Raw genomic sequence first — 24,909 nt, forward strand, 5'->3', positions numbered from 1 at the left:
CCTGCCCGCGCTCCATGTCCTCGCGCTTCAGACCACGCACCAGCGCGCCGATGTTGTCTCCCGCCCGGCCCTCGTCCAGCAGCTTGCGGAACATCTCCACGCCCGTGACGACGGTCTTCTGCGTGTCACGCAGACCGACGACTTCGACTTCTTCACCCACCTTGATGATGCCACGCTCGACGCGACCCGTCGCCACCGTTCCACGGCCGGCGATGGAGAACACGTCTTCCACCGGCATCAGGAACGGCTTGTCCGTCGCGCGCTGCGGCGTCGGGATGTAGCTGTCCACCGCCTCCATCAGCTTCAGGATGGCGCCCTCGCCGACCTCGCTCGTGTCACCCTCGAGCGCCTTCATCGCGGAGCCAGGGACGATGGGAATCGAATCGCCCGGGAAGTCGTACTTCTTCAGCAGGTCCCGGACTTCCATCTCCACGAGCTCGCGCAGCTCGGGGTCGTCCAGCAGGTCGACCTTGTTCAGGAAGACCACGATATACGGGACACCGACCTGGCGCGCCAGCAGGATGTGCTCACGCGTCTGGGGCATCGGGCCGTCCGCGGCCGAGACGACGAGAATCGCGCCGTCCATCTGCGCCGCGCCCGTGATCATGTTCTTCACGTAGTCGGCGTGACCCGGGCAATCCACGTGAGCGTAGTGGCGGTTCTTCGTCTGGTACTCCACGTGCGCCGTGGAGATGGTGATGCCGCGCTCACGCTCTTCCGGCGCCTTGTCGATCTGGTCGTACGCCAGGAACGTGGCGCCGCCGGTCTTGGCCAGCACCTTCGTGATGGCCGCCGTCAGCGACGTTTTGCCGTGGTCCACGTGTCCGATCGTGCCGATGTTCACGTGGGGCTTGTTACGCTCGAACTTTTCCTTGGCCATGACAACTCCTCAACCGGGGCTGAGCCGGTCAACCACCCGGCGCGTCTCGAATCCCGCAAAACTCACTGCGAAGGTGCTGCGTCCTGCTCCAAACCCGCCACAACGTCAACTGAAATCGCCCGCAGAGCCGTCCGGCGGCCGTCAGTACCGGTTCAGCGCCGTCTTGGGCGCCGGCGCGTAGTGACTGAACTGCATCGTGTACGTCGCCCTTCCCTGGCTGCGGCTGCGCAGGTCCGTTGAGTACCCGAACATGGCGGCCAGGGGGACCTGCGCCTGGATGGCCTGCAGCCGACCTGGACGAGGCGTCATGCCCATCACCTTGCCGCGCCGGCCGTTGAGGTCGCCAATCACGTCGCCCATGAAGTCGTCGGGCGTGACGATTTCACAGCTCATGATGGGCTCGAGCAGCACCGGGTTGGCCGCGCGCACCGCGTCCTTGAACGCCAGGGAGCCGGCGATCTTGAACGCCATCTCGCTGGAGTCCACGTCGTGCATGGAGCCGTCGTAGGCCTCCACCTTCACGTCCACCATGGGGTAGCCCGCCACCGGGCCGTTCTGCAGGGCCTCGGCGACGCCGTCGCGGACCGCGTCCACGAACTCCTTGGTCACCGCGCCGCCCGTCACCTTGTTCTCGAAGGCGAAGCCCTTGCCGGGCTCATTGGGCATCACCCGCAGCCAGATGTGGCCGTACTGGCCCCGACCGCCCGTCTGACGGATGAACTTCCCCTCGGACTCCGTCTGGGTGGTGATGGTCTCCCGGTACGCCACCTGCGGCTTGCCGATGTTCGCGTCGACCTTGAACTCGCGCAGGAGCCGGTCGACGATGATCTCCAGGTGCAGCTCGCCCATGCCGGCGATGATGGTCTGCCCCGTCTCCTCGTTCGACTTCACGCGGAACGACGGGTCCTCCATCGCCAGGCGCTGGAGTGACTGGATGATCTTGTCCTGGTCCGCCGTGGACTTCGGTTCAATCGCGATGTCGATGACCGGCTCGGGGAACTCCATCCGCTCCAGGATGATGGGCTGCTTGTCGTCGCAGAGCGTGTCGCCCGTGCTCGCCAGCTTCAGGCCCACCACCGCGCAGATGTCACCGGCGTAGCACTCGGTCAGCTCGTCCTTCTTGTCGGCGCGCATCTGCACCAGGCGGCTGACGCGCTCGCGCTTGCCCTTCACCGAGTTCCACACCGCCGTCCCCGCCTCCAGCTTCCCGGAGTACACGCGAAGGAAGGTCAGCGTCTGCGACTGGAACGCCGGGTCGTTCATGATCTTGAACGCGAGCGCGCTGAACGGCGCGTCGTCCCGCGTCTCGCGGATGGCGTCCTCGCCCTTGGGCGTCTTGCCGTGCACCGGGGGGATGTCCAGCGGGCTGGGCAGGTAGTCGATGACGGCGTCCAGCAGCGGCTGCACGCCCTTGTGGCGGAACGCCGAGCCGCAGAACACCGGGAACAGCTTCAGCGCCACACAGCCCTTGCGGATGGCCGAGCGGACCTCCTGCTCGGTCAGCTCATGGCCCTCCAGGAACTTCTCCGTCAGCGCGTCGTCCTGCTCCGCCGCGGCCTCGAGCAGCTCCGCGCGCGCCGCCTCGGCCTGCTCGCGGTAGTCCTCCGGAATCTCCTCGATTTCGTAGCGGCTGCCCTGCTCCGAGTCGACGAACACCAGGGCCTTCATCGTCAGCAGGTCGATGACGCCGCGGTGCTTGTCCTCGGCGCCCAGCGGCAGCTGCATCCGCACCGCTCGCGCGCCGAGCTTCTCGCGGATGGTGCCCACCGACATCTCGAAGTCCGCGCCCACGCGGTCCATCTTGTTGATGAAGCAGATGCGGGGGACCTTGTACTTGTCCGCCTGGCGCCAGACCGTCTCCGACTGCGGCTCCACGCCGTTCACCGCGTCGAACACGGTGATGGCCCCGTCCAACACGCGCAGCGAGCGCTCCACCTCGATGGTGAAGTCCACGTGCCCCGGGGTGTCGATGATGTTCACGCGGTAGCGATGCTCACCGCGACTCCAGAAGGCGGTGATGGCGGCCGACGTGATCGTGATGCCGCGCTCGCGCTCCTGGACCATCCAGTCCGTGGTGGTGTTCCCCTCGTGCACCTCGCCCATCCTGTGGATGGCGCCGGTGTAGAAGAGGATCCGCTCGGTGGTGGTCGTCTTGCCGGCATCGATGTGCGCCATGATGCCGATGTTGCGGTAGCGCTCCAGGGGATGCTCGCGAGCCATTGCGTCGGTACCTCTCCATGAGGGCGGGAGGGCACAGGGCCCCGTCTCACGTACCCACCCGGACGATTTCAGAGAACCTGCTTCACCTAAAGAAACCGCCCGGATGCAGACTCTGCATCCGGGCGGGATACCGCGAGGCCGAAAGACCTACCAGCGGTAGTGCGCGAAGGCCTTGTTGGCCTCCGCCATCTTGTGCGTGTCCTCACGCTTCTTCACCGCGTTGCCGCGGTTGTTGGCGGCGTCCATGATCTCGCCGGCCAACTTCTCCTGCATGGTCTTCTCGCCACGCGCCTTGGAGTACGTGATGATCCAACGCATTCCGAGGGCGACGCGACGGTCCTGACGGACCTCGACAGGCACCTGGTAGGTGGCGCCACCGACGCGGCGGCTCTTGACCTCCAGCACCGGCTTGACGTTGTCGAGGGCCTTCTTGAACGTCTTGAGGGGGTCCTCCTTCGCGCGCTCTTCGATGAGGGCGAAGGCTCCGTAGCAAACGCCTTCCGCGATGGACTTCTTGCCCTTCCGCATCAGGTCGTTGACGAACTTGGTGACGAGCCGGTCCTGGAACTTCGGGTCCGGAAGAATCTTGCGCTTGGCGACTACGCGACGGCGAGGCATCTCTTCTCTCTTCCCTTACGCCCCACTCTCCTTGGAGAGCCGATGAAACCGGGGCTTCTTGAACTGCTGAAGGAAAACAACCAGGACGCTCCCCAGGGTGCGGGGCACAACGTCCAAACTCTTGAACAACGAAGGTGGTCTGCTCTCAGCTCGGGCGCTTCGCGCCGTACTTGGAGCGGCTCTGCTTGCGGCCCGCCACGCCCACGGAGTCGAGCGTTCCACGAACGATGTGGTAGCGCACACCCGGGAGGTCCTTCACACGACCACCGCGGATCATCACCACCGAGTGCTCCTGGAGGTTATGGCCCACGCCGGGGATGTAGGACGTCACTTCGATTCCGTTGGTCAGACGAACACGCGCCACCTTGCGGAGGGCCGAGTTCGGCTTCTTCGGAGTCGTGGTGTACACGCGGGTGCAAACTCCGCGCTTCTGGGGGCACTCCTTGAGCGCGGGGCTCTTGCCCTTGATGTTCAGCTTCTCGCGGCCCTTGCGGACCAGCTGGCTAATGGTCGGCACTGATACCTCTTCCTCGGGTTGGCCTCCCCCCAACGACACGGGGCGGCGCATATCTACCTACAGACTACTGAAAAGGGCCGCGAGTATAGGGACCGACCCCACCGTGTCAAGCACGGCATGACGCAGACCCGAACAGGTCAGCGCCAGCGAGGTCATTCCCAGTGACTCGACAACCCAGGGTGTAACAGGTCGCTCCTCTACTCCGCGTGCACTCAGAAGTCGAGGACCATCACCACGGCGTCCTCGCCCTCGTCCGCGTAGTAGTTCGGCCGGATGCCCACCGGACGGAAGCCGAAGTCGCGGTAGAGCTGGATGGCCGCCTCGTTGCTCTTGCGGACCTCCAGCGTGGCCAGGCTGCACCGCCGCCCCCTCCCCCGCTCCAGCACCTCCTCCATCACCGCCCGCGCCACGCCCCGCCGACGATGCTGGGGGGCGGTGGCCACGTTGAGGACGTGCACCTCGTCGTGGACGATCCAGAAGATGGCCAGCCCCAGGAGCAACGGTGGCCCGGCATCCTGGGACTCCTCCACCAGCAGGATGGTGGACCACTCGTGCTGGAGCTCGCGCTTGAGCAGCTCCTGCGACCACGGATTCTTGAAGGCGGACTGCTCCAGGATCATCACCGCGGCCAGGTCGTCCACCGTCATCTGGCGGATCAGGAAGCCATGGGGCGCGCGCGGCTCTCCATCCTCCCTCAGCCGCCTCATCGCTTCGCCTCCCGCGTGAAAGGCGCCACCCGCCGCACCTGCGCCGAGGCCCGCACCTGCGCCAGCTCCTCCACCGCCAGCGCCGCATAGCGCTCACGGAAGAGCTTGTCGCGGATGACGTCTCGCACCGTCTCGTAGTCCGTGGGGTAGTCCGCCGCGTGCTGCTCGTAGAAGCGGCGGATCTCCGTCTCGCCCACCTGCGCCCGCAGCCGGATGCGGCTGTCCAGGACGCGCTCGGCCCGAAGCCCGCGCGCCAGGATGGCCTTGAGCCCCTCCAGCGTCACGTCGTTGCGCGCCAGGAACCGCTCCAGGGGGGCGGGGCCGCCAATTCGGGAACGGAACGCCTCCACCCTCGCCTCCACCTCCGAGGGCTCCGCGGGGAAGGCCTGGAGCCGGTCGGCATTGAGGACCTGGACCCGCTGGTTGATGACCAGCTCCAGGGCTCCTCGGAGGGTCTCCTCGTCAAGAGGGGCCCCGAGCGCCTGGATGCCGCCCCGCTGGACGAGGGCCACCCGGGCCTCGAACTCCAGCTCGCTCAACGACAGGACCCGGCCTTCAATGATGGCGACGACCCGGTCGACCACCCGCCTGGAGGCCTCCGTGGGGGCGCCCTGGGCCCACGACTGGGACACCGGCAGCACCAGGAGCCAGCCCGCCAACCACAAGGTTCCCGCTCGGCGCGGCGCTGCCATGGCCTCCCTCATCTTTCGGCGACTTTATACATCGCAGACCAGCCGAACAGTCCTCGCTGGCGCACTCCCACCGACTGGTTACTTTCAGTTGCGTACACCCCGGCGGGAACAAATGGCGGACGACTACTACCAGATCCTCGGCGTTGATCGGACGGCCTCGGAGGAGGCCATCAAGAAGTCGTACCGGAAGCTCGCGCGCAAGTACCACCCCGACGTCAACCCCAACAACAAGGCCTCCGAGGAGAAGTTCAAGCAGCTCGGCAATGCCTTCGAAGTGCTGTCGGACCCGAAGAAGCGCAAGCTCTACGACGAGTTCGGCGAGGACGCGGAGAAGATCGGCTTCGACGAGAAGAAGGCGGAGGCCTATCGCCAGTACCGCGCCGCCGCCTCCAGGGGCGGAGCAGGCGGCATCCCCTACGGGGGCGAGGACTTCGACCTGGGCGACCTCTTCAACGACCTCTTCGGAGGACGCCGGGGAGGCGCGGGCGCCGGGGCGGGCCCGGGAGGCTTCGACCCGAACGAGGTGTTCGGCGGCCGGGGCCGTCGCCGCCCGCCCATGGGCCCCGAGCGGGGCAACGACTTGTCCACCCAGGTCCGCGTCACGCTGGGAGAGGCCGTCACCGGCGCCGAGCGCGCCCTGTCGGTGACGCGGCCGAATCGCGGTGGCACGGGCCCGGACGAGACGAGCCGCCTGACGGTGAAGATTCCCGCCGGCGTGCAGACGGGCTCCAAGGTGCGGCTGGCGGGCCAGGGGGCTCCCGGCCTGCGTGGCGGCCCTCCCGGCGACCTCTTCATCGAGACCGAGGTGATGGAGCACCCCCTGGTCCGTCGAGAGGGGGATGACCTGCACCTGGACCTTCCCGTGACGGTCTCCGAGGCGATGTTCGGCGCGGAGGTGCGCGTCCCCACCTTCCAGGGCGAGGTCACCGTCAAGGTTCCTCCAGGCTCACAGACCGCCCGGCAGATGCGCCTCAAGGGGCGCGGAGTACCGTCCCTCAAGGGCGGAGCCGCCGGGGACCTGTACCTCCACCTCCAGGTCAAGGTGCCGGATGCCGACACCCCGGAGACGCGGGCCGCCGCGGAGGCCCTGTCCAAGGCCTACCGCGAGGATGTACGTCGCGAGCTGACGCTGTGATGGCGTTGGCTCTTGTCCTGGGCGCCGCCCCGTCATAGACGGCCCCTCTACCTTCTTCACACGTCGCCGCAGGAAACGGAGCACACGCGCACATGGGCCTCTTCGACATCTTCACGGGCGGTTCGGGGCCCGAGAAAGCCCTCAAGCTCAAGCCCAAGGTCACCCAGAAGTACGGTGACCCGGCCACACGGCAGAAGGCCATCCAGGAGCTGGGGGAGATGAAGTTCCCCGAGGCCGTCTCCGTCCTGCTCGCACGCTTCACCATCACCGTGGACCCGCTCACCACGGACGCGGACGAGAAGGAGCACACCTTCGAGCTGGTGAAGGCCTTCGGCAAGGACGCCGCCGTCCCGCCCATCGTCGAGTTCCTCAGCAAGACGGAGCAGGCCACGTCCTGGGCCCTGCGACTGCTGGGCGAGCTGCTCAGCGAGGAGGACGTCACTGGAGCCTGCGTCAACGCGCTCCAGCACCTGTCCACCACGTACACGAAGAACCCGGAGAAGAAGGTCGTCCTCCTCCACCACATCACCGGCCGCGAGGACGCGCGCGTGCCTCCCGCCGTGCTCCCCTTCCTCGAGGACATGTCGGACGACGTGAAGATCGCCGCCCTCAAGGCGCTCGCCTCCTTCAAGTACGAGCCGGCGCGCGAGCCCATGCTCAAGCTGCTGACCGCCGACGAGACGGCCCGCCGGGTGCAGACCTCCGCGATTGCCGCCCTGGCGGACGCGGGCTTCAGCGTGGCGAGCCACCGGACCCAGGTGGAGCCCCTGCTGGTGGAACCGTTCGTCGTGGACAAGGACGGCCGCATCCAGCGCAAGACCTGAGCCGGGCTGTCCTGTCGGGCAGCCGACACGGCCACTGTCCTCCGGATGGCCCTGCACACCAGGGCCGTTCCCAGGCGCTCGGAACTTGAAGCAGGATTCTCCCGTGCGCTCGAAGAAGAAAGGGGCCCTGGCAGAAGTCGTGCCGCTGCGCCCCAACACCTCGAAGAAGTCCACCCGTCGCGCCGTGAAGCCGCCTCCTCCCGCGGACTCCGACGCCACCGCACGCGCCCTCCTGGAGATGGCGCGGCACCTCACCGACAACGCCGGCCCCACCGAGGCGCTGCGGTCCCACCTCCAGACGCTCCACGCGCTGCTCAAACCCAAGGTCTGTTACGTGGCCCGCTACTTCCCTTCCCGGGAGCAGCTCCACGTCGAGCACGTGCGCGGGCGCTACGACAGCCGCGTCGTCGCCGCCGTCCCGGGCGAGGGCGTGGTGGGACGCGCCTTCTCCGAGAAGAAGCTGCTGCACGAGGCGGACACGCTCGCCGTGCCACTCGAGAGCCCCCACGGCGTCACCGGCGTCCTCGTCGTCCTGGGCGCTCGCCGCACCGTCTCCGACACCGTGATTCAGTCCCTGGCCGCGCAGCTCGCCGCCGCGTACGAGGTGGCCCGCCTCCGCGACGACAGCGCCCGCAGGAACAAGGACCTCCAGACGGCCATCGCCGGCCTCAAGAGCCTGGAGCAGAACCGCGAGGAGCTGCTCGGCAACGTCTCGCATGACCTGAAGAACCCGCTCACCACCATCAAGTCCTATCTGGCGATGATGGGACGCGAGAAACTGGGGCCCCTCACCGACTCCCAGCGCCGCGCGGTGCAGATCTGTGACCGCAACTCCGACCGCATGCTGCGCATGGTGAATGACCTGCTGCTCATGTCCCGCCTCCAGTCCGGGAAGATGCAGCTCAACCAGCGCCCCTTCGGCCTCAAGGCCGTGGCCGAGGAAGTGGTCCGCTCGCTGGGCGTCCTCGCCGAGCACGGCAAGGTCCAGGTCACCATTCCGCCCTGCCCCGAGGTCTTCGTCCGAGGAGACCGCGAGCGCATCGCCGAGGCCATCCACAACCTCGTGGAGAACGGCATCCACCACAGCGAGGCCGACGACAGCGTCGAGGTCAGCGTCTCCACCGAGGATGGACTCGCCACCCTCACGGTGAAGGACAGCGGGCCGGGCATGTCCGCCGAGGCGCTGGAGCACGTCTTCGATGCCTTCTATCGGGCGCAGCCGGGCGTACCTCGGCCTCCGGGCGCGGGGCTCGGAATCCCCCTGGTGGGAAAGATTGTCGCGCTGCACGGCGGCCGGGTGGAGGCCAAGAGCGTGCTGGGTGAAGGAAGCACCTTCGAGATGGTGCTGCCCATGTTCGCCGGGGCGGTGAACTCGCCTGACCTGAACCAGGCGGCCCCCAAGGCGGGCGGCATCCTGCTCGTGGAGGACGATGCGGACTGCCGCGAGGTGCTGCAGCAGGTGCTGGAGCAGGAGGGCTACCGGGTGATGGCCACCTCGGGAGCCTCCGAGGCGCGCTCCATCCTCTCGCACATCCGACCAGCCATGGTGCTGCTGGACCTGCGGCTGAGCGAAGAAGACGGGCAGTCGGTGCTCCGCTTCATCCGTGGCAACGAGTCGCTGGCGGACATCGTCGTGTACATCATCTCAGGTGCCAGCGAGGTGGCCTCCCTCACGTCGGGACAGGGCCTGGAGCGCATTGACGGCTTCTTCGAGAAGCCGCTCCAGTTGCCCAAGCTCCTGGACACGGTGGCGGCGGTGGTGCGGCCCAGCCGCCGGGCTCCAGCAGTCCCCTAGCGGGAAGAATGGACCGCGGAACGAACAAGAGGTGGCCGTAAGCCACCTCTGCTTGGCTAGTATCCGCGCCGTCCCATGAGCTCCTCCGTCTATTCCCGCCACCGCGCCGCATTCGCCCAGGCCCTCGCCAACGCCCTGGGCATGCCGGCTGCCGACATCGAACCCCAGGTCAAGCCCGCGGAAGCCGCGCATGGTGACTTGAGCTTCGCCACCTTCCCTCTCGCCAAGGCCCAGAAGAAGGCGCCTCCCGCCATCGCCGCCGGACTCGCCCAGACGCTCAGCGTGCCGGGGCTCGAAATCAAGGCGGTGGGCCCCTACGTGAATGCCCGCTTCACCCTCATGCCCTTCACCGCGGAGGTGCTCGACAGCGCGCGCTCAGCGGGCCTGGCCTACGGCGGTGACGCGGATGCGGGACGCGGCAAGACGGTGACCATCGACTACTCGTCGCCGAACATCGCCAAGCCGATTGCCTTCCACCACATCCGCACCACGTTCCTGGGCCACTGCATCGCCAACATCTACCGGGCGCTCGGCTGGCGGGTGGAGGGCATCAACTACCTGGGCGACTGGGGCAAGCAGTTCGGCCTCGTGGCCGTGGGCTTCCAGGAGTACGGAGACCCCGCGCGCATCGACGACATGGGCCACCTGGTGGAGGTCTACGTCAAGGCGAACAAGCGCGCCGAAGCCGAGCCCGAGTTCGACGCGAAGGCCCGCGACTTCTTCCGTCGCATGGAGGCCGGTGACGCCGAGGCCCTCAAGGTGTGGAGCCAGTTCCGCGAGACGAGCATCCGCGGCTTCAAGACCATCTACGCGCGGATGGGCATCGAGTTCGAGCACATCGAGGGCGAGAGCCGCTACCAGGGGAAGATGGACGCGGTCATCGAGCAGATCGCGAAAAAGCCCGGCGTGAAGGAGTCGCAGGGCGCGCTCATCGTCGACCTGCCCTATGCGGAGAACGAGCCGCCCATCCTCCTCAAGAAGAACGATGGCAGCACGCTCTACGCCACGCGAGACCTGGCCGCCGCCGAGGACCGCTACGAGCGGTTCCACTTCGACAAGTCGCTCTACGTCGTCGCGCAGGACCAGGCGCTGCACTTCCGCCAGATATTCCGCACGCTGAGCGAGATGGGCCAGCCGTGGGCGGACCGCTGCGTGCACGTGGCCTTCGGCCGCATCCACGGCATGAGCACACGCAAGGGCCAGGTGGTGCAGCTCAACGACGTGCTCGACGAGGCCAAGGAGCGCGCCTCCGTCAAGGTGAAGGAGAACCAGGAGGCCGGCAGGCTCCAGTCGAATGACCCGGACCAGCTCGCCGAGCAGATCGGCCTGGGCGCCATCGCCTTCGGCGACCTCAAGCACAAGCGCGCCAGCGACTACACCTTCGACTGGGACGAGGTGCTCAGCTTCGAGGGCCACACGGGCCCGTACCTCCAGTACGCCCACGCGCGCGTCGTCAACGTCCTGCGCAAGGGCGGCGGCGCTCCGGCCAGCTACGACGCGAGCCTGCTGACGCTCCCCGAGGAGCAGGCCCTGGTGCGCGAAATCATGCGGCTGCCCGAGGTCGTCAAGGACGCGGCCGAGCAGTATGAGCCGAGCCTCGTGGCGCGCCTGCTGCTCGACGTGGCCGCGGCCCTCAGTCGCTACTACACGCTGGGCAATCAGGAGCGGGACAAGCGCATCCTCGTCGAGAACGATGACGCGCTGCGTTCAGCACGACTCGCCCTCACGGACGCGGCCCGGGTTACTCTCGCGGCGGGTCTGACACTTCTGGGCATTCCAACGCCCGAGAACATGTAGCCCCGGGGGCTGCCTTGGAAACCGCGCTGTCGCCGTCTGCGAATCAGGGAGAGTCCTTGCTGAAGGCCGAGTTCGGCCCGATGGGCCGGGCATTGGGTGCGCGCTACCTGGAGAGCGTGCACTTCCCGCCCGAGGCCGAGGACGAGCTGCGCAACCTGCACGCCAAGGGTTTCGTGGTGCACGTCATGCGCTCCACGGCCTGGGTGAACTTCCTCTATCTGACCTGGGCCATGGTGCGCAGGACGCTGCCGCCCATCCGCGCGGTGTCCAACCTGCGCCCGTGGTTCACCAAGCCGTGGCGCCAGACGAAGCAGTCCGGCGCGTTCCACGAGCGCTTCGAGTACGCGCAGCAGAACGGGGGCAGCGGACTGGTCTTCCTGCGCCGCACCGCGCTCATGCACGCGTCAGGGAAGGAGACCCACGAGGACCCCTTCCCCGCGCTGGTGGAGCTGGCGCGCAAGTCGGACCGGCCGGTGTACCTGGTGCCGGAGCTGTTCGTCTGGGAGAAGCGCAGCGCCCGGCTCAAGCCCAACTGGGTGGACATGGTGTTCGGCAGCCCCGAGGCGCCGGGCTTCCTGCACTCGATGCTGGCGTTCTTCCGCAACTACAAGCGCGCCCAGTTCCGCGTGGGAGAGCCCATCGACCTGCGGGCCTTCGCCGAGCAGAACCCGAAGGACTCCGTCGAGGTCCTCGCCCGCAAGGTGCGCAGCACGCTGCATGTGCACCTGGCGCGGGAGACTCGCGCGGTGTTCGGCCCTCCGGCCAAGCCCGCCGAGCGCGTCATCGATGAGACGCTGCGCGACAGGCAGCTTCGCAAGGTGGTGGACGAGCAGGCCGCCGAGTCCGGTCGCAAGCAGGAGAGCGTACTGCGCGAGGCCCGCCGCAACCTGGAGGCCATCGCCGCGAAGCCCAGCCCCACGACGCTGGCCTTCGTGGCGCCCGTGCTGGAGTGGGTGTTCAACCGCATCTACGACGGCATGCACGTCGACGAAGCGGGCCTGCATCGCGCGCTCAAGGCCGCGACGCGCGCGCCCATCGTCCTGTGCCCCAGTCACAAGAGCCACGTGGACTACCTGGTGATGAGCTGGGTGCTCTGGAACCGTGGCTACGCGGTGCCCCTGGTCGCCGCGGGCGCCAACCTGTCCTTCTGGCCCCTGGGCAGCATCTTCCGCCGCTGCGGCGCCTTCTTCCTGCGCAGGTCGTTCAAGGGCGACAAGGTCTACGCCGCGGCCTTCAAGGCGTACGTGCGCAAGCTGGTGCACGACGGCATCCACCAGGAGTTCTTCCCCGAGGGTGGTCGCTCGCGCACCGGCAAGCTGCTGTCACCCAAGCTGGGCATGTTCACGTGGCAGGTGGAGTCGGTGCTCGAGGGCGCGCGCAACGACTTGCTCTTCGTGCCGGTGGCCATCGACTACGAGAAGGTCGTCGAGTCGGGGAGCTATTCGAAGGAGCTGGCGGGTGGAGAGAAGAAGCCCGAGGACCTCAAGGCCCTGTTGAGCACGCCCAAGGTGCTCGCGGCGCGCTACGGCCGAATCCACCTGGGCTTCGATGAGCCCATCTCCCTCATGGAGTTCATGAAGGAGCGCGGCCTCAACCCCGACGAGCCGGTGACGGACGAGCAGAAGAAGGGCCTGGTCCGCGCGCTCGGCAACCGCGTCATGTACGGCATCAGCAAGGTGTCCACCGTGACGCCGCATGCCCTGGTGAGCACGTCCCTGCTGGCCCACCGGCGCCGGGGCCTGACGCAGCGGGAGCTGGCGGACCGCATCAGCATCCTGCGCCGCATCGCACAGGAAGATGGCGCGCCCCAGTCTCGCGAGCTGGGCAATGCCCCCAGCAACCCGGAGACGATGGGCCCCATCCAGGACGCGATGCGCACCTTCATCGACGACGAGATGGTGCGCACGCAGGAGGCGAAGGGCGACGTCATCTACCAGGTGGAGGACAACCGCCGCCCGGAGATGTCCTTCTACAAGAACACGCTGATGAACCTCGTCTCGGCGCGGAGCCTCGTGGCCAACGCCATCCTGGCCGCCGGCTCGCCCGCGCCCTACGACGCGGTGAAGGCTCGCGCCCTCTTCCTGTCGCGCCTCTTCAAGGTCGAGTTCATCTACCGGGTGAACACGACGTTCGACACCATCTTCGCGGAGACGGTGGAGCGCCTGGTCCGCATGGGCCTGGTCATCAACGAGGGCGAGTCCCTGCGCGTGGCCCCGGAGCCCCATGCCCGGCCGGAGCTGGAGTTCCTGGCCGACCTGCTGCGCGACTACCTGGAGGCATACCTCCTGGCCGCGATGACGCTCAACGATGTGGCCACCGGCGTCGCGGAGGACCGCAAGGCCTTCATCCGCCTCGCCCTGGAGACGGGCCGCGCGGAGTACCACGCCGGCCGCATCACCGCCGCCGAGTCCCTGGCCAAGGTGACGCTGGAGAACGCGGTGACCTACCTGCAGGACCAGAAGCTCCTCGTCGAAGAGGACAAGAAGCTCAAGCTGGGGCCGCAGGCCACGGACGCGGAGGCTCGCCGGCAGCTCGCCGACGACATCCGCGAGTACCTCAAGCGCTGAAACGCCGCGCCCACGGGCCGCACTGTCGCCATCGACGGTGCGGCCTGTCAGCGAGGCGTGTGAGGATGGAGGGCATGCTCGTCCGCCCTTCCCTCCTCGTCCTCGCGCTCTGTGGCGCTCCGCTCCTCGGCCTCGGCTGCAAGTCGTCCCCTCCCGAGCGCGACACGCCCTCGCGCACCTGCGGAACCTCCATCCACGACCTCGCCTGGATGTCCGGAGGCTGGCGTCAGGACAAGCCCGGCAGCGCGCTGGAGGAGCACTGGACGCATGCGGACGGCGGCACGCTCTTCGGCGTGAGCCGCGCCATCGTCCGCAACAAGACGGTGTTCTTCGAGTACATGCGCATCGAAGCGCGCGCCGACGGGCTCTATTTCGTGGCCCAGCCCATGGGCCGCCCGGGCACGGACTTCAAGCTGGTGCGCTGCAACAGCACCGGCGTGCTCTTCGAGAACCCCCAGCACGACCACCCCAAGCGCATCTTCTACCAGCGCCCCTCCGCGGACCGCCTCACCGCGCGCATCGAAGGCGACGAGAACGGCAAGGCCGTGTCGCAGGACTTCGACTTCACGCGGCTGTAGCCAGGTGCTCCCGGCTCACGGCGCGGTGCGGAAGACCACCCGCACCTCGGTGGCCAGCGGGTTGCCCTCGAAGTCGGTGAGGACGTCACGCAGCACCAGCGTGTACTGCGTGTTCGGAGACAGCGTGGAGCCCTCGGCGGCCATGGCCTCCACGGTGTACTCGATGTCGCCCCGCCCCACGTTCTGGTCCAGCTCCGGCACCTCCGGAGCGAGGATGGTGAGCGGGACTTCGTCGCGCCCGGCGAACACGGCGATGCCCGGGCGAAGGCTGCGCACGTCCATCGACTCGGAGAAGGTGATGCGCAGCGTCCCGCCCGTCGCCAGCACTCCGCCACCACCCGGGTCCGTGGAGATGACCCTGGGCGGCACCGTGTCGCGTCGCTCGTAGATGGCCTCCCCTGGCTCCAGACATCCCGACAAGGACGTCGTCACGGCCAGGGCCGCCAGCAGCGTGCCCTTCACGAAAGACTGTCGTGCGCGCATCACCGGCACCCCTTCTGCGCCAGGCTCTCCGACGAGTGGCACTTGAGGCAGGCCCGGTCATTCGCGGACGCCAGCTTCTTGCACGACTGCGCGAAGCCCGCCGGGTGCGGGTTGATCTGCCGCCGGGTCGACAGCTCGGAGTGGCAGCTCGTGCAGGACTCCTCGCGGTGGCAGGAGATGCAGCTCGTCAAATCCCTTGATGCGGCGATTCCGTGGTGCTGGGGACCGGGCAGCTCCACCCACGCCGCGTAGTCCGGATGCACCTTCTGGTTGCGCGGACGCAGCGACTTGTCCGCGTCCATGCCCACGCCCACCCGCTCGTGGCACGCGGCGCAGAAGGACTGCGCCCGGTGACAGCTCTCGCAGCGGGGAGAGCCCGCGCGCGCCTGCACCGGGTGCAGCGTGATGTAGTCGTTCGGGTGGATGGACAGCGGCTTCTGCATGCCGTCGTGGCACGTCTGGCAGTAGCTCTCGCTGTGGCACTGCATGCACGTCATCCGGTCCGACTGCGCGCGAGCGCCGTGGTTGAACTCGTAGCGCGGCCCGTGGTCCAGGCCCAACGGGTTGCCCTGCATGGGGCGCAGCAGGCCCGAGTCGAACACGAGCTTCAGCCGCCCCGTGGGCTCCGTGGGGTGACACGTGGCGCAGGTGTTGGAGGCCACGTTGCCGTCGTGGCACTTGAAGCACGTGGCCATCTTCGGGAGCTGGTTGCGCGTGGCGAGCTTCACGTCCGTCATCTCGCCGTGGCACACCGAGCACTCCACCTTCTTGTCCACGTGCTGCTGGTGGCTGAAGTGGAGATTCGCCGCGGGCATGGACAGCTTCGCGGGCTCCTTGCGCACCGTGGCGTCGAAGCCCGGGTGACAGGTGTTGCAGCTCGACTTCGGGTCCGTGGGCTTGCCCTTCCGCCCCGCCTCGATGTCGTGGCACGTCTCGCACTCCTCGTGCCCGGGGAGGTTGACGTCCTTGGGAGACTGGCTGGCGCGGGCCGCGTCGTGGCACGTGGCGCACTCGGCCCCGGCCTCCAGGTGCTGCGCGTGGTCGAAGCGCAGGGGCACGTGCTGCGCGGGATACACGGCGAGGCTGCGCTCGCGAGCCGTGGCGGCCCAGGCGACGCCGGCGCCCACCATGGTGGCGAGCGCGGCCAGGGCGAGCAGCGCGTTTCGGTTCTGGCGGTGCGGCAGCATCTACAGGCTCGCCTTCAGGTCGAAGAGCAGGAAGCCCTTCGTGTCCGAGTCGGTAAACGGGTTGAAGTTCTGCTCCACCACCAGCGAGAGCCGCGTCGCGCGCGTCAGCGCCCGACTGGCCCACACCTGGGCGCCATAGAAGTTGCCCCCCAGGCGCGCGTTGAAGCTGTCGAAGATGCGAGCGAAGGACACCCGTGCGTCCAGGGTGAACCGGTCCCGGTCGAACGAGTAGCCGCCCGTGAGGTCCCCCCAGAGTTGATCTCCACCGAAGCCCGTGCGGTACGTCACATCCAGCGCGGAGCGGAAGGCCCCCGAGCGATACGCCGCGCCCGCGGAGCCACCCACGCTGGTGGACTCGGGAGCGCCCTCGCCGTCCACGAAGGCGGCAATCGCGAGGTCCGGGTTGACGTTCTCGTTGTACTTGCTGCCCAGGCCCTGCACGTAGAAGCGCAGCGCGCCAGGGGTGAACAGGTCCACTCGCAGCCGCGCCTCGTCCCGGGGCGCCCACGCGAAGTAGTACCAGATGGAGTCCGCGGACAGCACGGGCGACAGCCGCATCAGCTCGGCCGTCGCCGAGAAGCGCGTGTCATCCCAGCGCAGTTGCGTGCGCACCTGGGCCACCTTGCCCTGCAGCACGTCGTAGTCCACGCCCGCCAGCGCGTTCAGTCCCAGGCCTCGGCCGTAGCGCGCCTCCACCGTGGCGCGCTCCAGGTTCGTCTTCCCGTCCGACAACGCCTTGCGGTAGCCCACCGCCGCGTTGAAGCCCTTCACGTCCTCCATCAACAGCTTCGCGCCGATGAGGGGCTCAATGGCATCGAGCGTCGGGTCCGCGCCCACCACGCCCTCCCTCAGGCGCCGCTCATCGCTCTCCCGCGTCCCCTCCAACTGGTACACGGACGAGCCCAGGAAGCTGGTGCCCTTCACCCACAGCCCGCCGTACACCTCCGCGCCCAACCCCAGGCGGGTCATGTAGCGCGCGCGCACGCCGTCGAACGCGAGGATGTCCGAGACGTCCGTGTAGAGCTGCCGGCCCAGGCGCCCCTCGAAGCCGCCCTTCGCGTAGCGCACGTACGCATGCAACAGCTCTGCGTCTTCGGACTTCAGGCCGTCGACGCGCTCGGCCTCGCCCTTGGGCAATCCGAAGTCCGCCCAGATGCGCAGGTTGGACTCGAAGCCCAGGTCCTGCCCGGTGGCGAGCTCGAAGGCGTTGAGTCCCAGGTATTGGACGATTCGCCGCCGGGGAAGCAGCACCGGGTCATCCGGTGTGCTGCCACGCCACGCACGAATCTGGTACGCCTGCGCCTCGGTTCGCGCTTCCACCAGGAACGCCGACGCGTGCGACGCCGCCGCTCCCAGCCCCACGCCCAGGGCACACAGCACACCCAGGGGTTGTGCGAGCTTCCACCACGTCCGCTGCGCCGTTCGAGCCAGGATGAAGGACGTCAAGGTGCAACCAGTATAGAGAAGTTGAAGTACGGACAGTTCAGCTTTTCGCTCCAAGGAGACGTCAAATTGGAAGATTCCGCTCCCAGCGACGCCCGGCCTCATGAGCCGACGGGGCCCTCCGAGCCGCCTCCTCCAGGGCCCCCTGAGCCGGGGAGTCCGCGGAGGCTCGCGCTGGCGGGGGCGGCGTTGGCGCTGGTGCTGTTCATCCTGGTGGGGGGCTCGGTCCAGTTCCTCAACGCGGCCTTCGGCATCTGGTTCACCGAGCTGTTCATCTTCCTGGCCCTGGGCTGGCTGCTGCCGCGCCTGAGCGGGTGGAAGCCCGCGCTCTACACCGGGCTGACGCCCCTGCCAGGCCTGCCCACCCTCTTCGGCTTCCTCCTGGGCGTGGCCAACTTCTTCGCGCTGGTGGTGCCCATCCAGTTCGTCGCGCAAAAGCTCGCGCCCGAGTGGCTGACGGAGATGTTCGACGGCTCGCGCCTCTTCGACCAGCAGACGCCAGTGGAGCTGGCCGTCATCCTCGCGGGCGTGACGGTGGCCGCGCCCTTCTGTGAAGAGCTGTTCTTCCGAGGCGTCTTCCAGCGGGGCATGACGCCGCGCCCTCCGGCGTCACCCGTGAAGGCCCTGGTGATTTCCGCCGTCGTGTTCAGCGCGTTCCACCTGGACCCGGTGGGCTTCGTGGCGCGCGTGGAGCTGGGCCTGCTGTTCGGCTGGCTCTACCTGCGCACCGGCTCGCTGTGGCCCGGCATCGGCGCGCACGCGGCCAACAACCTGGTGTCCTCGGTGCTGTTCCTCGCGGCCAAGGCGATGGACCAGGAGGCGACGGACACGGACACCTCGCCCCTCGCCGTGCTCTCGCTGGCGGGACTGGGCTGGATGGGGTTGCTCGGGTTGATGACCTTCGCGCGCCACCATGCCTCCGTGTGGGGCGCGGGTGTGCCCCACAGCGACGAGAGCGCGCGGGAGACGCGACCTGTTCCGTCCCTGCCCAAGCTGCTGTTGCCCTGGGTGACGGCGGCCACGGTGTCCCTTGTCATCCTGGGCGTCGTGGACAGGCGAGGCATCTCCCTCAACCTCTTCGACGTGGCCAATCCGCTGACTCCGCTCAAGAAGGACGCGGAGCCCGGGCTGCAAGCGGAGCGGGAGGCGCTGGAGGAGCTGCGGGCCGCCGCGCGTCGAGGCACGGCCCCCATGGAGGCGTACCACGAGGAGCGGCTGCGTCAGGTCAGCGCCCACAAGGCGGCGGGGGGCCCCAAGCAGCCCTGACGGGCGCGTGGGGCCGCTCCCCTTCCAGCCTCAGACGAAGCGATACGAGCTGACGTTGAACACGGGGCCCACCATGGAGCTGGTAAGCACGTCGCGGTCCACGTCGCCCTCGGCCTCGATGCGCTGGCCGTCCTTCTTGATCTTCCGGTCGCCACCGGCGAGCTGGTAGGTGGTGCCGTCATCACCTTCCAGCACCCAGACGCCTGTCTCCACGTCCCGGAAGACCACGCGCCCGGAGAGCTTCAAGGCGCGTCCTCCTTCTTCAGCATGGCCCGGGCGACGACGATGCAGAGGACGGTGTTGAAGCCCAGCCACGGCTTCGCCAGGAAGGTGAAGGGCATCCACGACAGCGCGGGCGCGCCGGCCCAGGCCGAGTACGCCAGGAAGCCCGCGAAGCCCAGCGCGAGTCCGCCCACCGCGGGACGCAGGCCCTTCCAGCCGATGGCCGGCAGCGACAGCAGCACCGGGATGAGCGCGCTGTAGAACAGCGGGCTCACCGTGCGCCCCCGGCCGAAGATGATGCGCTCCCAGTCGGGGATGGGCAGCGACGCCATCTCCACCACGTTCCCCGCCACGTCCGAGGAGCTCACGAACCACGTGCGCACGAAGTACACGCCCACGGTGGACAGGAGCAGCGGCACCAAGAAGGCCGGACGCAGCAGCGCGTTGAGGTAGCCCGGGCGCTCACGGCCGCGCAGGGTCAACAACACGAAGGCCAAGAGGCCCAGCGCCCAGTACAGCGGCGGCCAACGCGACATCCCGCCGCCCAGCGACGCGAGCGACGCCTCCGCGTTGAGCAGACCGTGGCCGTACTGCTCGGTCCACGCCTGGTCCGCGACCTTCGCCGCGCCGGCATACAGCGCCTTCTCCACCGCGTCCGGAGTCTTCGCGCCCGCCGCGTACAGCATCGCGGCCACCGCGGCCACGTGCGGCGTGGCCATGCTGGTGCCCTGGTACGAGGCGTAGACGGAGCGCGACGGATCTCTCGGGTCGATGGTGTTCTGGAGGATGCCGCCCTCGTCGCCCTTTCGCTTGTCACCACCGGGCGCCGCGATATCCAGCTCCTTGCCGTAAGAGGAGTACGGCGCGAGCGAGCCATCCGGCCCCACCGCCGACACCGCCACCGCACCGGGATAGGCCGCGGGGAACTCCACGCGCGCGCGACCGCCGTTGCCGGCCGCGGCCACCACGGTGACGCCCTTCTTGCGCGCGTACTCCACCGCGTTGGCCATCACCTGCGAATAGCCGCCACCGCCCAGCGACATGTTGATGACGTTGGCGCCCTTGTCCGCCGCGAAGCGGATGGCGTCCGCGATGTCCGCCGTGGTGCCACCACCGAAGTGGTTGAGCACCTTCACTGGCATCAGCGTCGCCTCGAAGGCCACGCCCGCGACACCTTCACCGTTGTTGGTGGCCTGGGCGATGGTGCCCGCCACGTGCGTGCCGTGCCCGTGGTCGTCGTTGGCGTGCTCGTCGTCGTTCACGAAGTCGTAGCCGGGAACGAACTTCACGCCCTTCAGGTCCGGCACCTGCTTGAAGTCGTCGTGGTCCTCGTAGGCGATGCCGGTGTCGAGCACCGCCACCACCACGCCCTTGCCCCGGCTGCGCTCCCACGCCTTGGGCATGTCGATCATCTTCAGGTTCCACTGCCGCGTGTACTCCGGATCATTCGGAGTGTAGCTGGCGCGGACCTCCATCAGCGGCTCGGCGGCCTCGACGCTCGGGTGCTGGCGGATGCGCTCCAGCACGCCCTGCACGTCGTCCACGCCCACGGCCAGGGTGAGGGCCTCATCGGCGCTCTCCACGGAGTTGAGCTCCAGGTCCACGCCCCAGTCAGCCTCCCAGGCGTCGAACTCGGCCTTCGTGGTGCCGTCCTTGAAGTCCACGAGGATGGCGTGGGGAACGACGTCCACGTCGTCAGCCAGGTTGTCGAGCGAGGCGGGAGGCGCGGGCGGACGCTCGGCGTCGCTCTCCGCGGACTTGCACGCAGGGGCTACCGTCACGGCCAGGGCCAGCGCGGCGCCACCCAGGGTCCATCGCACCATCCGCATCGGGCTACTCCTTGAGGAACGAGGCACGCTTCCGGAAGACCCTACGAACGAACGGCGAAACGATTGGGTCTGCACAGACAGTCTGTACGTCCGCTCTCCCGGCGTGCAAGTGCGGGAGGCTGAAGAAATGTGAAGAAGTCCGCTGGGTTGCAGCGCATCGGTCATCCGCCGGAGAGCCGCTGGAGCCATGTGGACACCGCCCGTCCCACCTGCGGCAGGTTGCGCTGGAACGTCGCACCCGCTTCGTCGATGACCTCGAAGTCCCCTCCGGCCCGCGCCACCGCCGCCGACACCGCCGCCCGGGGCATCCGCTGGTCCTCTTCCCCTTGGACCACCAACAACGGGCAGGTCACCCGCCCCAGCACCGAGGCATCCACGTCCGCCGGCGCCACGAGGCACAGCCCGCCCACGGCCGGGAACCTCGCCTGGAGCGCCAGGGCCACCTGGGCTCCTCCGTGGAGTGCCGCCACCGCCAGGGCACTCGTCCCCGCGGTCTCCAGCAGCACCCGCATGGCCGCCTCGGCGTCCTCGAGCAGCGCCAGGTCCTTGCCCCGAGGCCCCTGACTCGCGCCCACACCCCGGTGGTTGAACCGCAGCGTGGGGAAGCCCGCGCTCGCCGCCGCCCAGGCCAGCTCCGCCGCGATGACGTGATCCATCCCCCCACCCTCGTCCGGTCTCGGCGGGATGATGAGCAACGGGGGCGCGCGCTTGCCGCGATGCGCCGTGCCCTCCATCACCACCGAGCCCACCGGAACCAGGGTGGAGCGCTCCAGGAACTGACCTTTCTGGACCATGTCACCCACACCTTAGGAGGGCTCTCGCCGAGCCGATACCTCTCCGGAGAGCTTTGACACGGCGCGTCGGAATTCAGCGTTTGAAGCGAATTACCGCGTTTGTGCGCAACTTCAGACGGGTTCCTGGGACAATGGGGCAAGGACTTTTCTTCCATCCCCCATTTTTGACCGCTGGAGCCTCCCCCCATGAGCACCATCGAGCGCGGCCGTACCCTCGTCGGCACCACCCCTCGGACGAACGTCGCGCGCACGGCTGAAACGAACACGGCGGCGACGCCCGCGGTGCAGCCGACGGCGCAGCGCACGAACGCGGTCGTTGACGGCTTCGACAGCAAGGCGGCGAACACCGCCTCCGTCGCGAAGGTGTTCACCGCTCCGGCCGGCTCGAAGGACAAGGTCTACGACGGCAAGCTGGTGGGCGCGAATGGCCAGACGTTCGAGCCCGGCACGCCGCTCAAGGACATCCCCGCCGTCACGCCTCGCAACAACCCGAACGCGACGGCCACGGTCATCTACACCAACGGCATCCGCACCGATAAGGACAAGCAGGGCGGGGAGCTGCAGGCGCTGGCGGACCGGACGGGCATGCGCGCCATCGGCATCCACAACGCCACCGAGGGCACCATCTCCGACATCCTTCAGTGCGTGAAGGACAAGATGGACAAGGGCACCAACCCCGCCGTGGACACCCTGGCTGACACCATCTACGGCGAGCTGAAGGCGGGCCGGGACGTGCACCTGGTGGGCTACAGCCAGGGCGGCCTCATCACCTCGCGCGCGCTGTCCGACGTGGCGCGCCGGCTGCGCATCGAAGATGGGATGTCCCCGGCGCAGGTCCAGCAGACGATGAGCAAGCTGAACGTCGAGACGTTCGGCGCGGCGGCCGGCACCTACCCGGACGGCCCCAACTACGTGCACTACGTCAACAACCGCGACGCGGTCCCCACCCTCTTCGGTCTGGGCAGCAAGGGGTGGACGCCTGGTGACCTGCTCCGCCATGCGGGCAAGGGCGCGCAGGTGCACTACTTCTCCGAGGACACCGTCTTCTCCGGTGCCCACTCGCTGACCGACACGTACCTCAACCACCGCGTGCCCTTCGAGCAGGCCCGGGCCGGCCAGTTCTGAGAGCCTCCCGTCAGTCGTGGTAGATAGACAGCCATGACGCGTGACGAGGCAACTCAACTGGTGCAGTCGTACCTGACGGCTCAGGGCGCTCCCCTGAGCCCCGGTCTCAATCAGAAGGGGCTCGGCGGAGCCGTGGTCGGCGAGGCGCAGGTGTACTTCGAGCACTCGACCGATTCGGGCGAGCTGAAGTGCAGCGCCCTCATCTACCGCTTCCGCGACGCGCCCCGCCCCGGCGTCCTCGACGGCTTCCGCGACGAGCAGAAGGCCGGCACGGACACGGGCGGCGGCACGGTCGACTTCGAGTCGGAGAGCAAGAGCCTCTTTCTCAGTCGCACGTACACGACGCGCCCCATTGACCTGGTGTTCGCCTCCGAGCTGAGCAAGCTGATGGCGGCGAGCCTCCTCTGGGGTGACACCGTGTTCGAGCGCGTCGCCTCGAAGGTCATCCCGACTCCGTCCCCCTGACATGGCCCTCGCGTTCTCCCGCCATCTCCAGTGGCTGCTGGCCACCATCGGCCTCGCCAAGCCCCCGCCGCCTCCGGGCGGCCCCATGACTCGCGAGGCCGCGCGAGCGCTGGTCCGCTGGTACCTGCAGACGCAGGGCGCCGGGATGAGCGAGGGCCTCAACGAGAACGGCCTGGGAGGCACCATGGTGGGCAGCGCGCAGCTCTACTTCGAGCACCACGCGGACACGCAGGTGCTGGAGTGCAGCGCGCTCGTCTACCGCTTCCGTGAAGACCCCAAGCCGGGTGTCATCGACGGCTTCCAGAAGGAAGCCCAGGAAGGCGCCGACGCGGGCGGCGGCACGGTGGACTTCGAGACGGAGAACAAGAGCCTCTTCCTGAGCCGGAACTACGCCCAGATGCCCTCGGGCGCCGAGTTCACGAAGGAGATGGAGCGGCTCATGAAGGCCAGCCTCGACTGGGGTACCACGGTGTTGGACCGCGTGGCCTCGCGCGTCTTCGGGACCTGACAAGCGCCTGCCCTCGCACGCGGGCCCGGGCGGAATCCCGGGCCCACGAGAGCGGCGGCGCTACACCGCCTGAAGCACGTAGAACTTGAGGTACTTGCCCTCGGGGAACTGCAACCGCACCGGGTGGTCCGGAGGCTGGTAGCGCTCCTCGACGAGTGCCAGGTCGACGCCGGCCTTGAAGCCCGCCTCGCGCACCGCGCCGATGAAGTCCTCGGGAGTCACACGCGCCGAGCACGACGCCGTGGCCAACAGGCCTCCGGGCCGCAGGAGGTTCAGCGCCTGCCGATTCAGGGACGCGTACCCATCCAGGGCCGCCTGCACCGCGCGCTGGCTCTTCGCGAAGGCCGGCGGGTCCAGGATGATGAGGTCGAACGTGCGGCCCTCGTCCTTGAAGGACTGGATGACCGTGAACACGTCCGCCGCGAGGAAGTCATGCTTCTCCGCGGGCAGCCCGTTGCGGGTGAAGTTCTCGCGCGCCAGGGCGATGGCCTCCGGGTCGATGTCCACGGAGAACACCGTGTTCGCCCCGCCCAACGCCGCGTTGACGGAGAAGCCGCCGCTGAAGCTGAAGCAGTTGAGCACGTCCCGGCCCTTGGCCAGTCGACGGATGAGGTGACGGTTCTCCCGCTGGTCCAGGAAGAATCCCGTCTTCTGGCCGCGCCACACGTCCACCATGAAGGTGACGCCGCGCTCGCGGATGGCGATCTGCTCCGGCGCGTCGGGCCCGTACAGCATGCGCCCCGAGCCTCGGCCCTCGTCCTCCTCCACGTCGTCCCGCGCCACTTCATCGCGACCGACGATGCCCTTGAGGCCAGGGATGCCGGCCTTGAGCGCCTCGACGATGAGCGGGCGATACGGCGTCAGGCCCGCCGAATACAGCTTCATCACGGCCCAGCCCGCGTAGAGGTCCACCACCACGCCCGGCAGCCCGTCGCCCTCGCCGTGAATCAGGCGGTAGCTGTCCGTGTCCGTCAGGTCGATGAGGGACTGGCGCTCGGCCAGCGCGCGCCGCACGCGTCGGGTGATGAAGCCCGAGTCCACCGTGTCCCGCGAGTCACGCGTCAGCACCCGCACCGCGATGGCGGAGTGAGGGTCGTAGTACCCCCGCGCGACGAACTTCCCGTTCTCCGTCAGGTCCACCACGCTGCCGGCGGGGATCCTCGGGATGTGCTCCAGCGCCTTGCGAAACACCCACGGGTGTCCCGCGCGCAGGTGGCGCCCCAGTCCCCGCGCCAGCTCCAGCTTCACGACATTCAC

At 68.3% G+C, this 24,909-nt stretch carries 23 protein-coding genes; 10 read left to right on the top strand and 13 right to left on the bottom strand.

What is annotated here, in order from left to right; genetic code table 11:
* The 6 genes from tuf to G4D83_RS41685 all read right to left on the bottom strand — a co-directional run.
* Window positions 1-880 (bottom strand): elongation factor Tu (gene tuf / locus G4D83_RS41660; protein WP_163865520.1); only part of this gene is annotated, 880 nt, incomplete at its 3' end.
* A gap of 141 nt (window positions 881-1,021) precedes the next feature.
* Window positions 1,022-3,100 carry an elongation factor G gene (gene fusA, locus G4D83_RS41665; protein ID WP_163870516.1) on the bottom strand — a complete coding sequence of 693 codons (2,079 nt, stop codon included), beginning with the start codon at window positions 3,098-3,100 and terminating at the stop codon, window positions 1,022-1,024.
* A 147-nt stretch (window positions 3,101-3,247) separates the two neighbouring features.
* On the bottom strand, window positions 3,248-3,718 hold the full coding sequence (rpsG, locus tag G4D83_RS41670) for a 30S ribosomal protein S7 (protein ID WP_011553340.1): 471 nt from the start codon (window positions 3,716-3,718) through the stop codon (window positions 3,248-3,250).
* 145 nt (window positions 3,719-3,863) lie between these two features.
* Window positions 3,864-4,235, bottom strand: a complete 372-nt coding sequence (gene rpsL / locus G4D83_RS41675; RefSeq protein ID WP_043408969.1) for a 30S ribosomal protein S12 — start codon at window positions 4,233-4,235, stop codon at window positions 3,864-3,866.
* A 212-nt stretch (window positions 4,236-4,447) separates the two neighbouring features.
* On the bottom strand, window positions 4,448-4,942 hold the full coding sequence (gene rimI / locus G4D83_RS41680; RefSeq protein WP_163870517.1) for a ribosomal protein S18-alanine N-acetyltransferase: 495 nt from the start codon (window positions 4,940-4,942) through the stop codon (window positions 4,448-4,450).
* A complete protein-coding gene (locus G4D83_RS41685) occupies window positions 4,939-5,634 on the bottom strand; it encodes a hypothetical protein (RefSeq protein WP_176435074.1) in 696 nt (231 codons plus the stop codon). Before G4D83_RS41685 ends, rimI begins: the two co-directional genes overlap by 4 nt.
* Window positions 5,635-5,746: 112 nt before the next feature.
* Here G4D83_RS41685 and G4D83_RS41690 point away from each other — a divergent pair, with 112 nt between their 5' ends.
* From G4D83_RS41690 to G4D83_RS41715, 6 genes are all read left to right on the top strand, one after another.
* Window positions 5,747-6,769 (top strand): DnaJ C-terminal domain-containing protein, encoded by a 1,023-nt coding sequence (locus tag G4D83_RS41690; protein ID WP_163870519.1) that lies wholly within the window; start codon window positions 5,747-5,749, stop codon window positions 6,767-6,769.
* 92 nt (window positions 6,770-6,861) lie between these two features.
* The gene (locus G4D83_RS41695) at window positions 6,862-7,593 is read left to right on the top strand and encodes a HEAT repeat domain-containing protein (RefSeq protein ID WP_163870520.1); all 732 of its coding nucleotides are present in this window, start codon (window positions 6,862-6,864) and stop codon (window positions 7,591-7,593) included.
* 103 nt (window positions 7,594-7,696) lie between these two features.
* Window positions 7,697-9,388 (top strand): ATP-binding response regulator, encoded by a 1,692-nt coding sequence (locus tag G4D83_RS41700; protein ID WP_163870521.1) that lies wholly within the window; start codon window positions 7,697-7,699, stop codon window positions 9,386-9,388.
* A 75-nt stretch (window positions 9,389-9,463) separates the two neighbouring features.
* Window positions 9,464-11,185 carry an arginine--tRNA ligase gene (gene argS / locus G4D83_RS41705; protein ID WP_163870522.1) on the top strand — a complete coding sequence of 574 codons (1,722 nt, stop codon included), beginning with the start codon at window positions 9,464-9,466 and terminating at the stop codon, window positions 11,183-11,185.
* Window positions 11,186-11,199: 14 nt separating this feature from the next.
* Window positions 11,200-13,752 (top strand): 1-acyl-sn-glycerol-3-phosphate acyltransferase, encoded by a 2,553-nt coding sequence (locus G4D83_RS41710; protein WP_163870523.1) that lies wholly within the window; start codon window positions 11,200-11,202, stop codon window positions 13,750-13,752.
* Between the two features lie 74 nt (window positions 13,753-13,826).
* Complete coding sequence (locus G4D83_RS41715; protein ID WP_163870524.1) at window positions 13,827-14,330, top strand: DUF6265 family protein; 504 nt, start codon at window positions 13,827-13,829, stop codon at window positions 14,328-14,330.
* 15 nt (window positions 14,331-14,345) lie between these two features.
* Here the strand turns inward: G4D83_RS41715 and G4D83_RS41720 are convergent, their stop codons facing one another.
* The 3 genes from G4D83_RS41720 to G4D83_RS41730 are packed head-to-tail and all read right to left on the bottom strand — an operon-like array spanning window position 14,346 to window position 17,446.
* Entirely contained in the window at window positions 14,346-14,813 is a 468-nt protein-coding gene (locus G4D83_RS41720) for an Ig-like domain-containing domain (RefSeq protein WP_163870525.1), read from the bottom strand.
* Complete coding sequence (locus tag G4D83_RS41725) at window positions 14,813-16,000, bottom strand: cytochrome c3 family protein (protein WP_163870526.1); 1,188 nt, start codon at window positions 15,998-16,000, stop codon at window positions 14,813-14,815. Before G4D83_RS41725 ends, G4D83_RS41720 begins: the two co-directional genes overlap by 1 nt.
* Window positions 16,001-17,446: a hypothetical protein gene (locus G4D83_RS41730; protein WP_240357114.1), complete on the bottom strand. Its 1,446-nt coding sequence runs from the start codon at window positions 17,444-17,446 to the stop codon at window positions 16,001-16,003. It abuts the gene before it with no gap.
* 66 nt (window positions 17,447-17,512) lie between these two features.
* Here G4D83_RS41730 and G4D83_RS41735 point away from each other — a divergent pair, with 66 nt between their 5' ends.
* Complete coding sequence (locus G4D83_RS41735) at window positions 17,513-18,709, top strand: type II CAAX endopeptidase family protein (protein WP_240357115.1); 1,197 nt, start codon at window positions 17,513-17,515, stop codon at window positions 18,707-18,709.
* Between the two features lie 30 nt (window positions 18,710-18,739).
* Here G4D83_RS41735 and G4D83_RS41740 read toward each other — a convergent pair whose 3' ends face one another.
* The 3 genes from G4D83_RS41740 to G4D83_RS47055 all read right to left on the bottom strand — a co-directional run bounded on the left by G4D83_RS41740 (window position 18,740) and on the right by G4D83_RS47055 (window position 21,554).
* A complete protein-coding gene (locus tag G4D83_RS41740; RefSeq protein WP_163870527.1) occupies window positions 18,740-18,955 on the bottom strand; it encodes a DUF5818 domain-containing protein in 216 nt (71 codons plus the stop codon).
* Window positions 18,952-20,760, bottom strand: a complete 1,809-nt coding sequence (locus tag G4D83_RS41745) for a S8 family serine peptidase (protein WP_163870528.1) — start codon at window positions 20,758-20,760, stop codon at window positions 18,952-18,954. The genes G4D83_RS41740 and G4D83_RS41745 overlap by 4 nt, the downstream gene beginning before the upstream one ends.
* Window positions 20,761-20,921: 161 nt before the next feature.
* The gene (locus tag G4D83_RS47055; protein ID WP_163870529.1) at window positions 20,922-21,554 is read right to left on the bottom strand and encodes an alpha/beta hydrolase; all 633 of its coding nucleotides are present in this window, start codon (window positions 21,552-21,554) and stop codon (window positions 20,922-20,924) included.
* A 186-nt stretch (window positions 21,555-21,740) separates the two neighbouring features.
* Between G4D83_RS47055 and G4D83_RS41755 the strand changes: the two genes are divergently transcribed.
* From G4D83_RS41755 to G4D83_RS41765, 3 genes are read left to right on the top strand one after another with little or no spacing between them, the layout of a single operon-like run.
* Window positions 21,741-22,679 (top strand): hypothetical protein, encoded by a 939-nt coding sequence (locus G4D83_RS41755; RefSeq protein ID WP_163870530.1) that lies wholly within the window; start codon window positions 21,741-21,743, stop codon window positions 22,677-22,679.
* Window positions 22,680-22,712: 33 nt separating this feature from the next.
* Entirely contained in the window at window positions 22,713-23,144 is a 432-nt protein-coding gene (locus G4D83_RS41760; protein ID WP_163870531.1) for a hypothetical protein, read from the top strand.
* A gap of 1 nt (window position 23,145) precedes the next feature.
* Window positions 23,146-23,652 carry a hypothetical protein gene (locus G4D83_RS41765; RefSeq protein WP_420826700.1) on the top strand — a complete coding sequence of 169 codons (507 nt, stop codon included), beginning with the start codon at window positions 23,146-23,148 and terminating at the stop codon, window positions 23,650-23,652.
* Window positions 23,653-23,712: 60 nt separating this feature from the next.
* Here G4D83_RS41765 and G4D83_RS41770 read toward each other — a convergent pair whose 3' ends face one another.
* Window positions 23,713-24,909 carry a class I SAM-dependent rRNA methyltransferase gene (locus G4D83_RS41770; RefSeq protein ID WP_163870532.1) on the bottom strand — a complete coding sequence of 399 codons (1,197 nt, stop codon included), beginning with the start codon at window positions 24,907-24,909 and terminating at the stop codon, window positions 23,713-23,715.

The sequence above is a fragment of the Myxococcus eversor genome, from assembly GCF_010894455.1.
Classification (GTDB): Bacteria; Myxococcota; Myxococcia; order Myxococcales; family Myxococcaceae; genus Myxococcus; species Myxococcus eversor.

Bases quoted from the DNA above. Each gene is read 5' to 3' on its own strand.
- fusA (WP_163870516.1), bottom strand. From the start codon at position 3,100: ATGGCTCGCGAGCATCCCCTGGAGCGCTACCGCAACATCGGCATCATG.
- rpsG (WP_011553340.1), bottom strand. From the start codon at position 3,718: ATGCCTCGCCGTCGCGTAGTCGCCAAGCGCAAGATTCTTCCGGACCCG.
- rimI (WP_163870517.1), bottom strand. From the start codon at position 4,942: ATGAGGCGGCTGAGGGAGGATGGAGAGCCGCGCGCGCCCCATGGCTTC.
- G4D83_RS41685 (WP_176435074.1), bottom strand. From the start codon at position 5,634: ATGGCAGCGCCGCGCCGAGCGGGAACCTTGTGGTTGGCGGGCTGGCTC.
- G4D83_RS41690 (WP_163870519.1), top strand. From the start codon at position 5,747: ATGGCGGACGACTACTACCAGATCCTCGGCGTTGATCGGACGGCCTCG.
- G4D83_RS41695 (WP_163870520.1), top strand. From the start codon at position 6,862: ATGGGCCTCTTCGACATCTTCACGGGCGGTTCGGGGCCCGAGAAAGCC.
- argS (WP_163870522.1), top strand. From the start codon at position 9,464: ATGAGCTCCTCCGTCTATTCCCGCCACCGCGCCGCATTCGCCCAGGCC.
- G4D83_RS41715 (WP_163870524.1), top strand. From the start codon at position 13,827: ATGCTCGTCCGCCCTTCCCTCCTCGTCCTCGCGCTCTGTGGCGCTCCG.
- G4D83_RS41720 (WP_163870525.1), bottom strand. From the start codon at position 14,813: ATGCGCGCACGACAGTCTTTCGTGAAGGGCACGCTGCTGGCGGCCCTG.
- G4D83_RS41725 (WP_163870526.1), bottom strand. From the start codon at position 16,000: ATGCTGCCGCACCGCCAGAACCGAAACGCGCTGCTCGCCCTGGCCGCG.
- G4D83_RS41745 (WP_163870528.1), bottom strand. From the start codon at position 20,760: ATGCGGATGGTGCGATGGACCCTGGGTGGCGCCGCGCTGGCCCTGGCC.
- G4D83_RS47055 (WP_163870529.1), bottom strand. From the start codon at position 21,554: ATGGTCCAGAAAGGTCAGTTCCTGGAGCGCTCCACCCTGGTTCCGGTG.
- G4D83_RS41755 (WP_163870530.1), top strand. From the start codon at position 21,741: ATGAGCACCATCGAGCGCGGCCGTACCCTCGTCGGCACCACCCCTCGG.
- G4D83_RS41760 (WP_163870531.1), top strand. From the start codon at position 22,713: ATGACGCGTGACGAGGCAACTCAACTGGTGCAGTCGTACCTGACGGCT.
- G4D83_RS41765 (WP_420826700.1), top strand. From the start codon at position 23,146: ATGGCCCTCGCGTTCTCCCGCCATCTCCAGTGGCTGCTGGCCACCATC.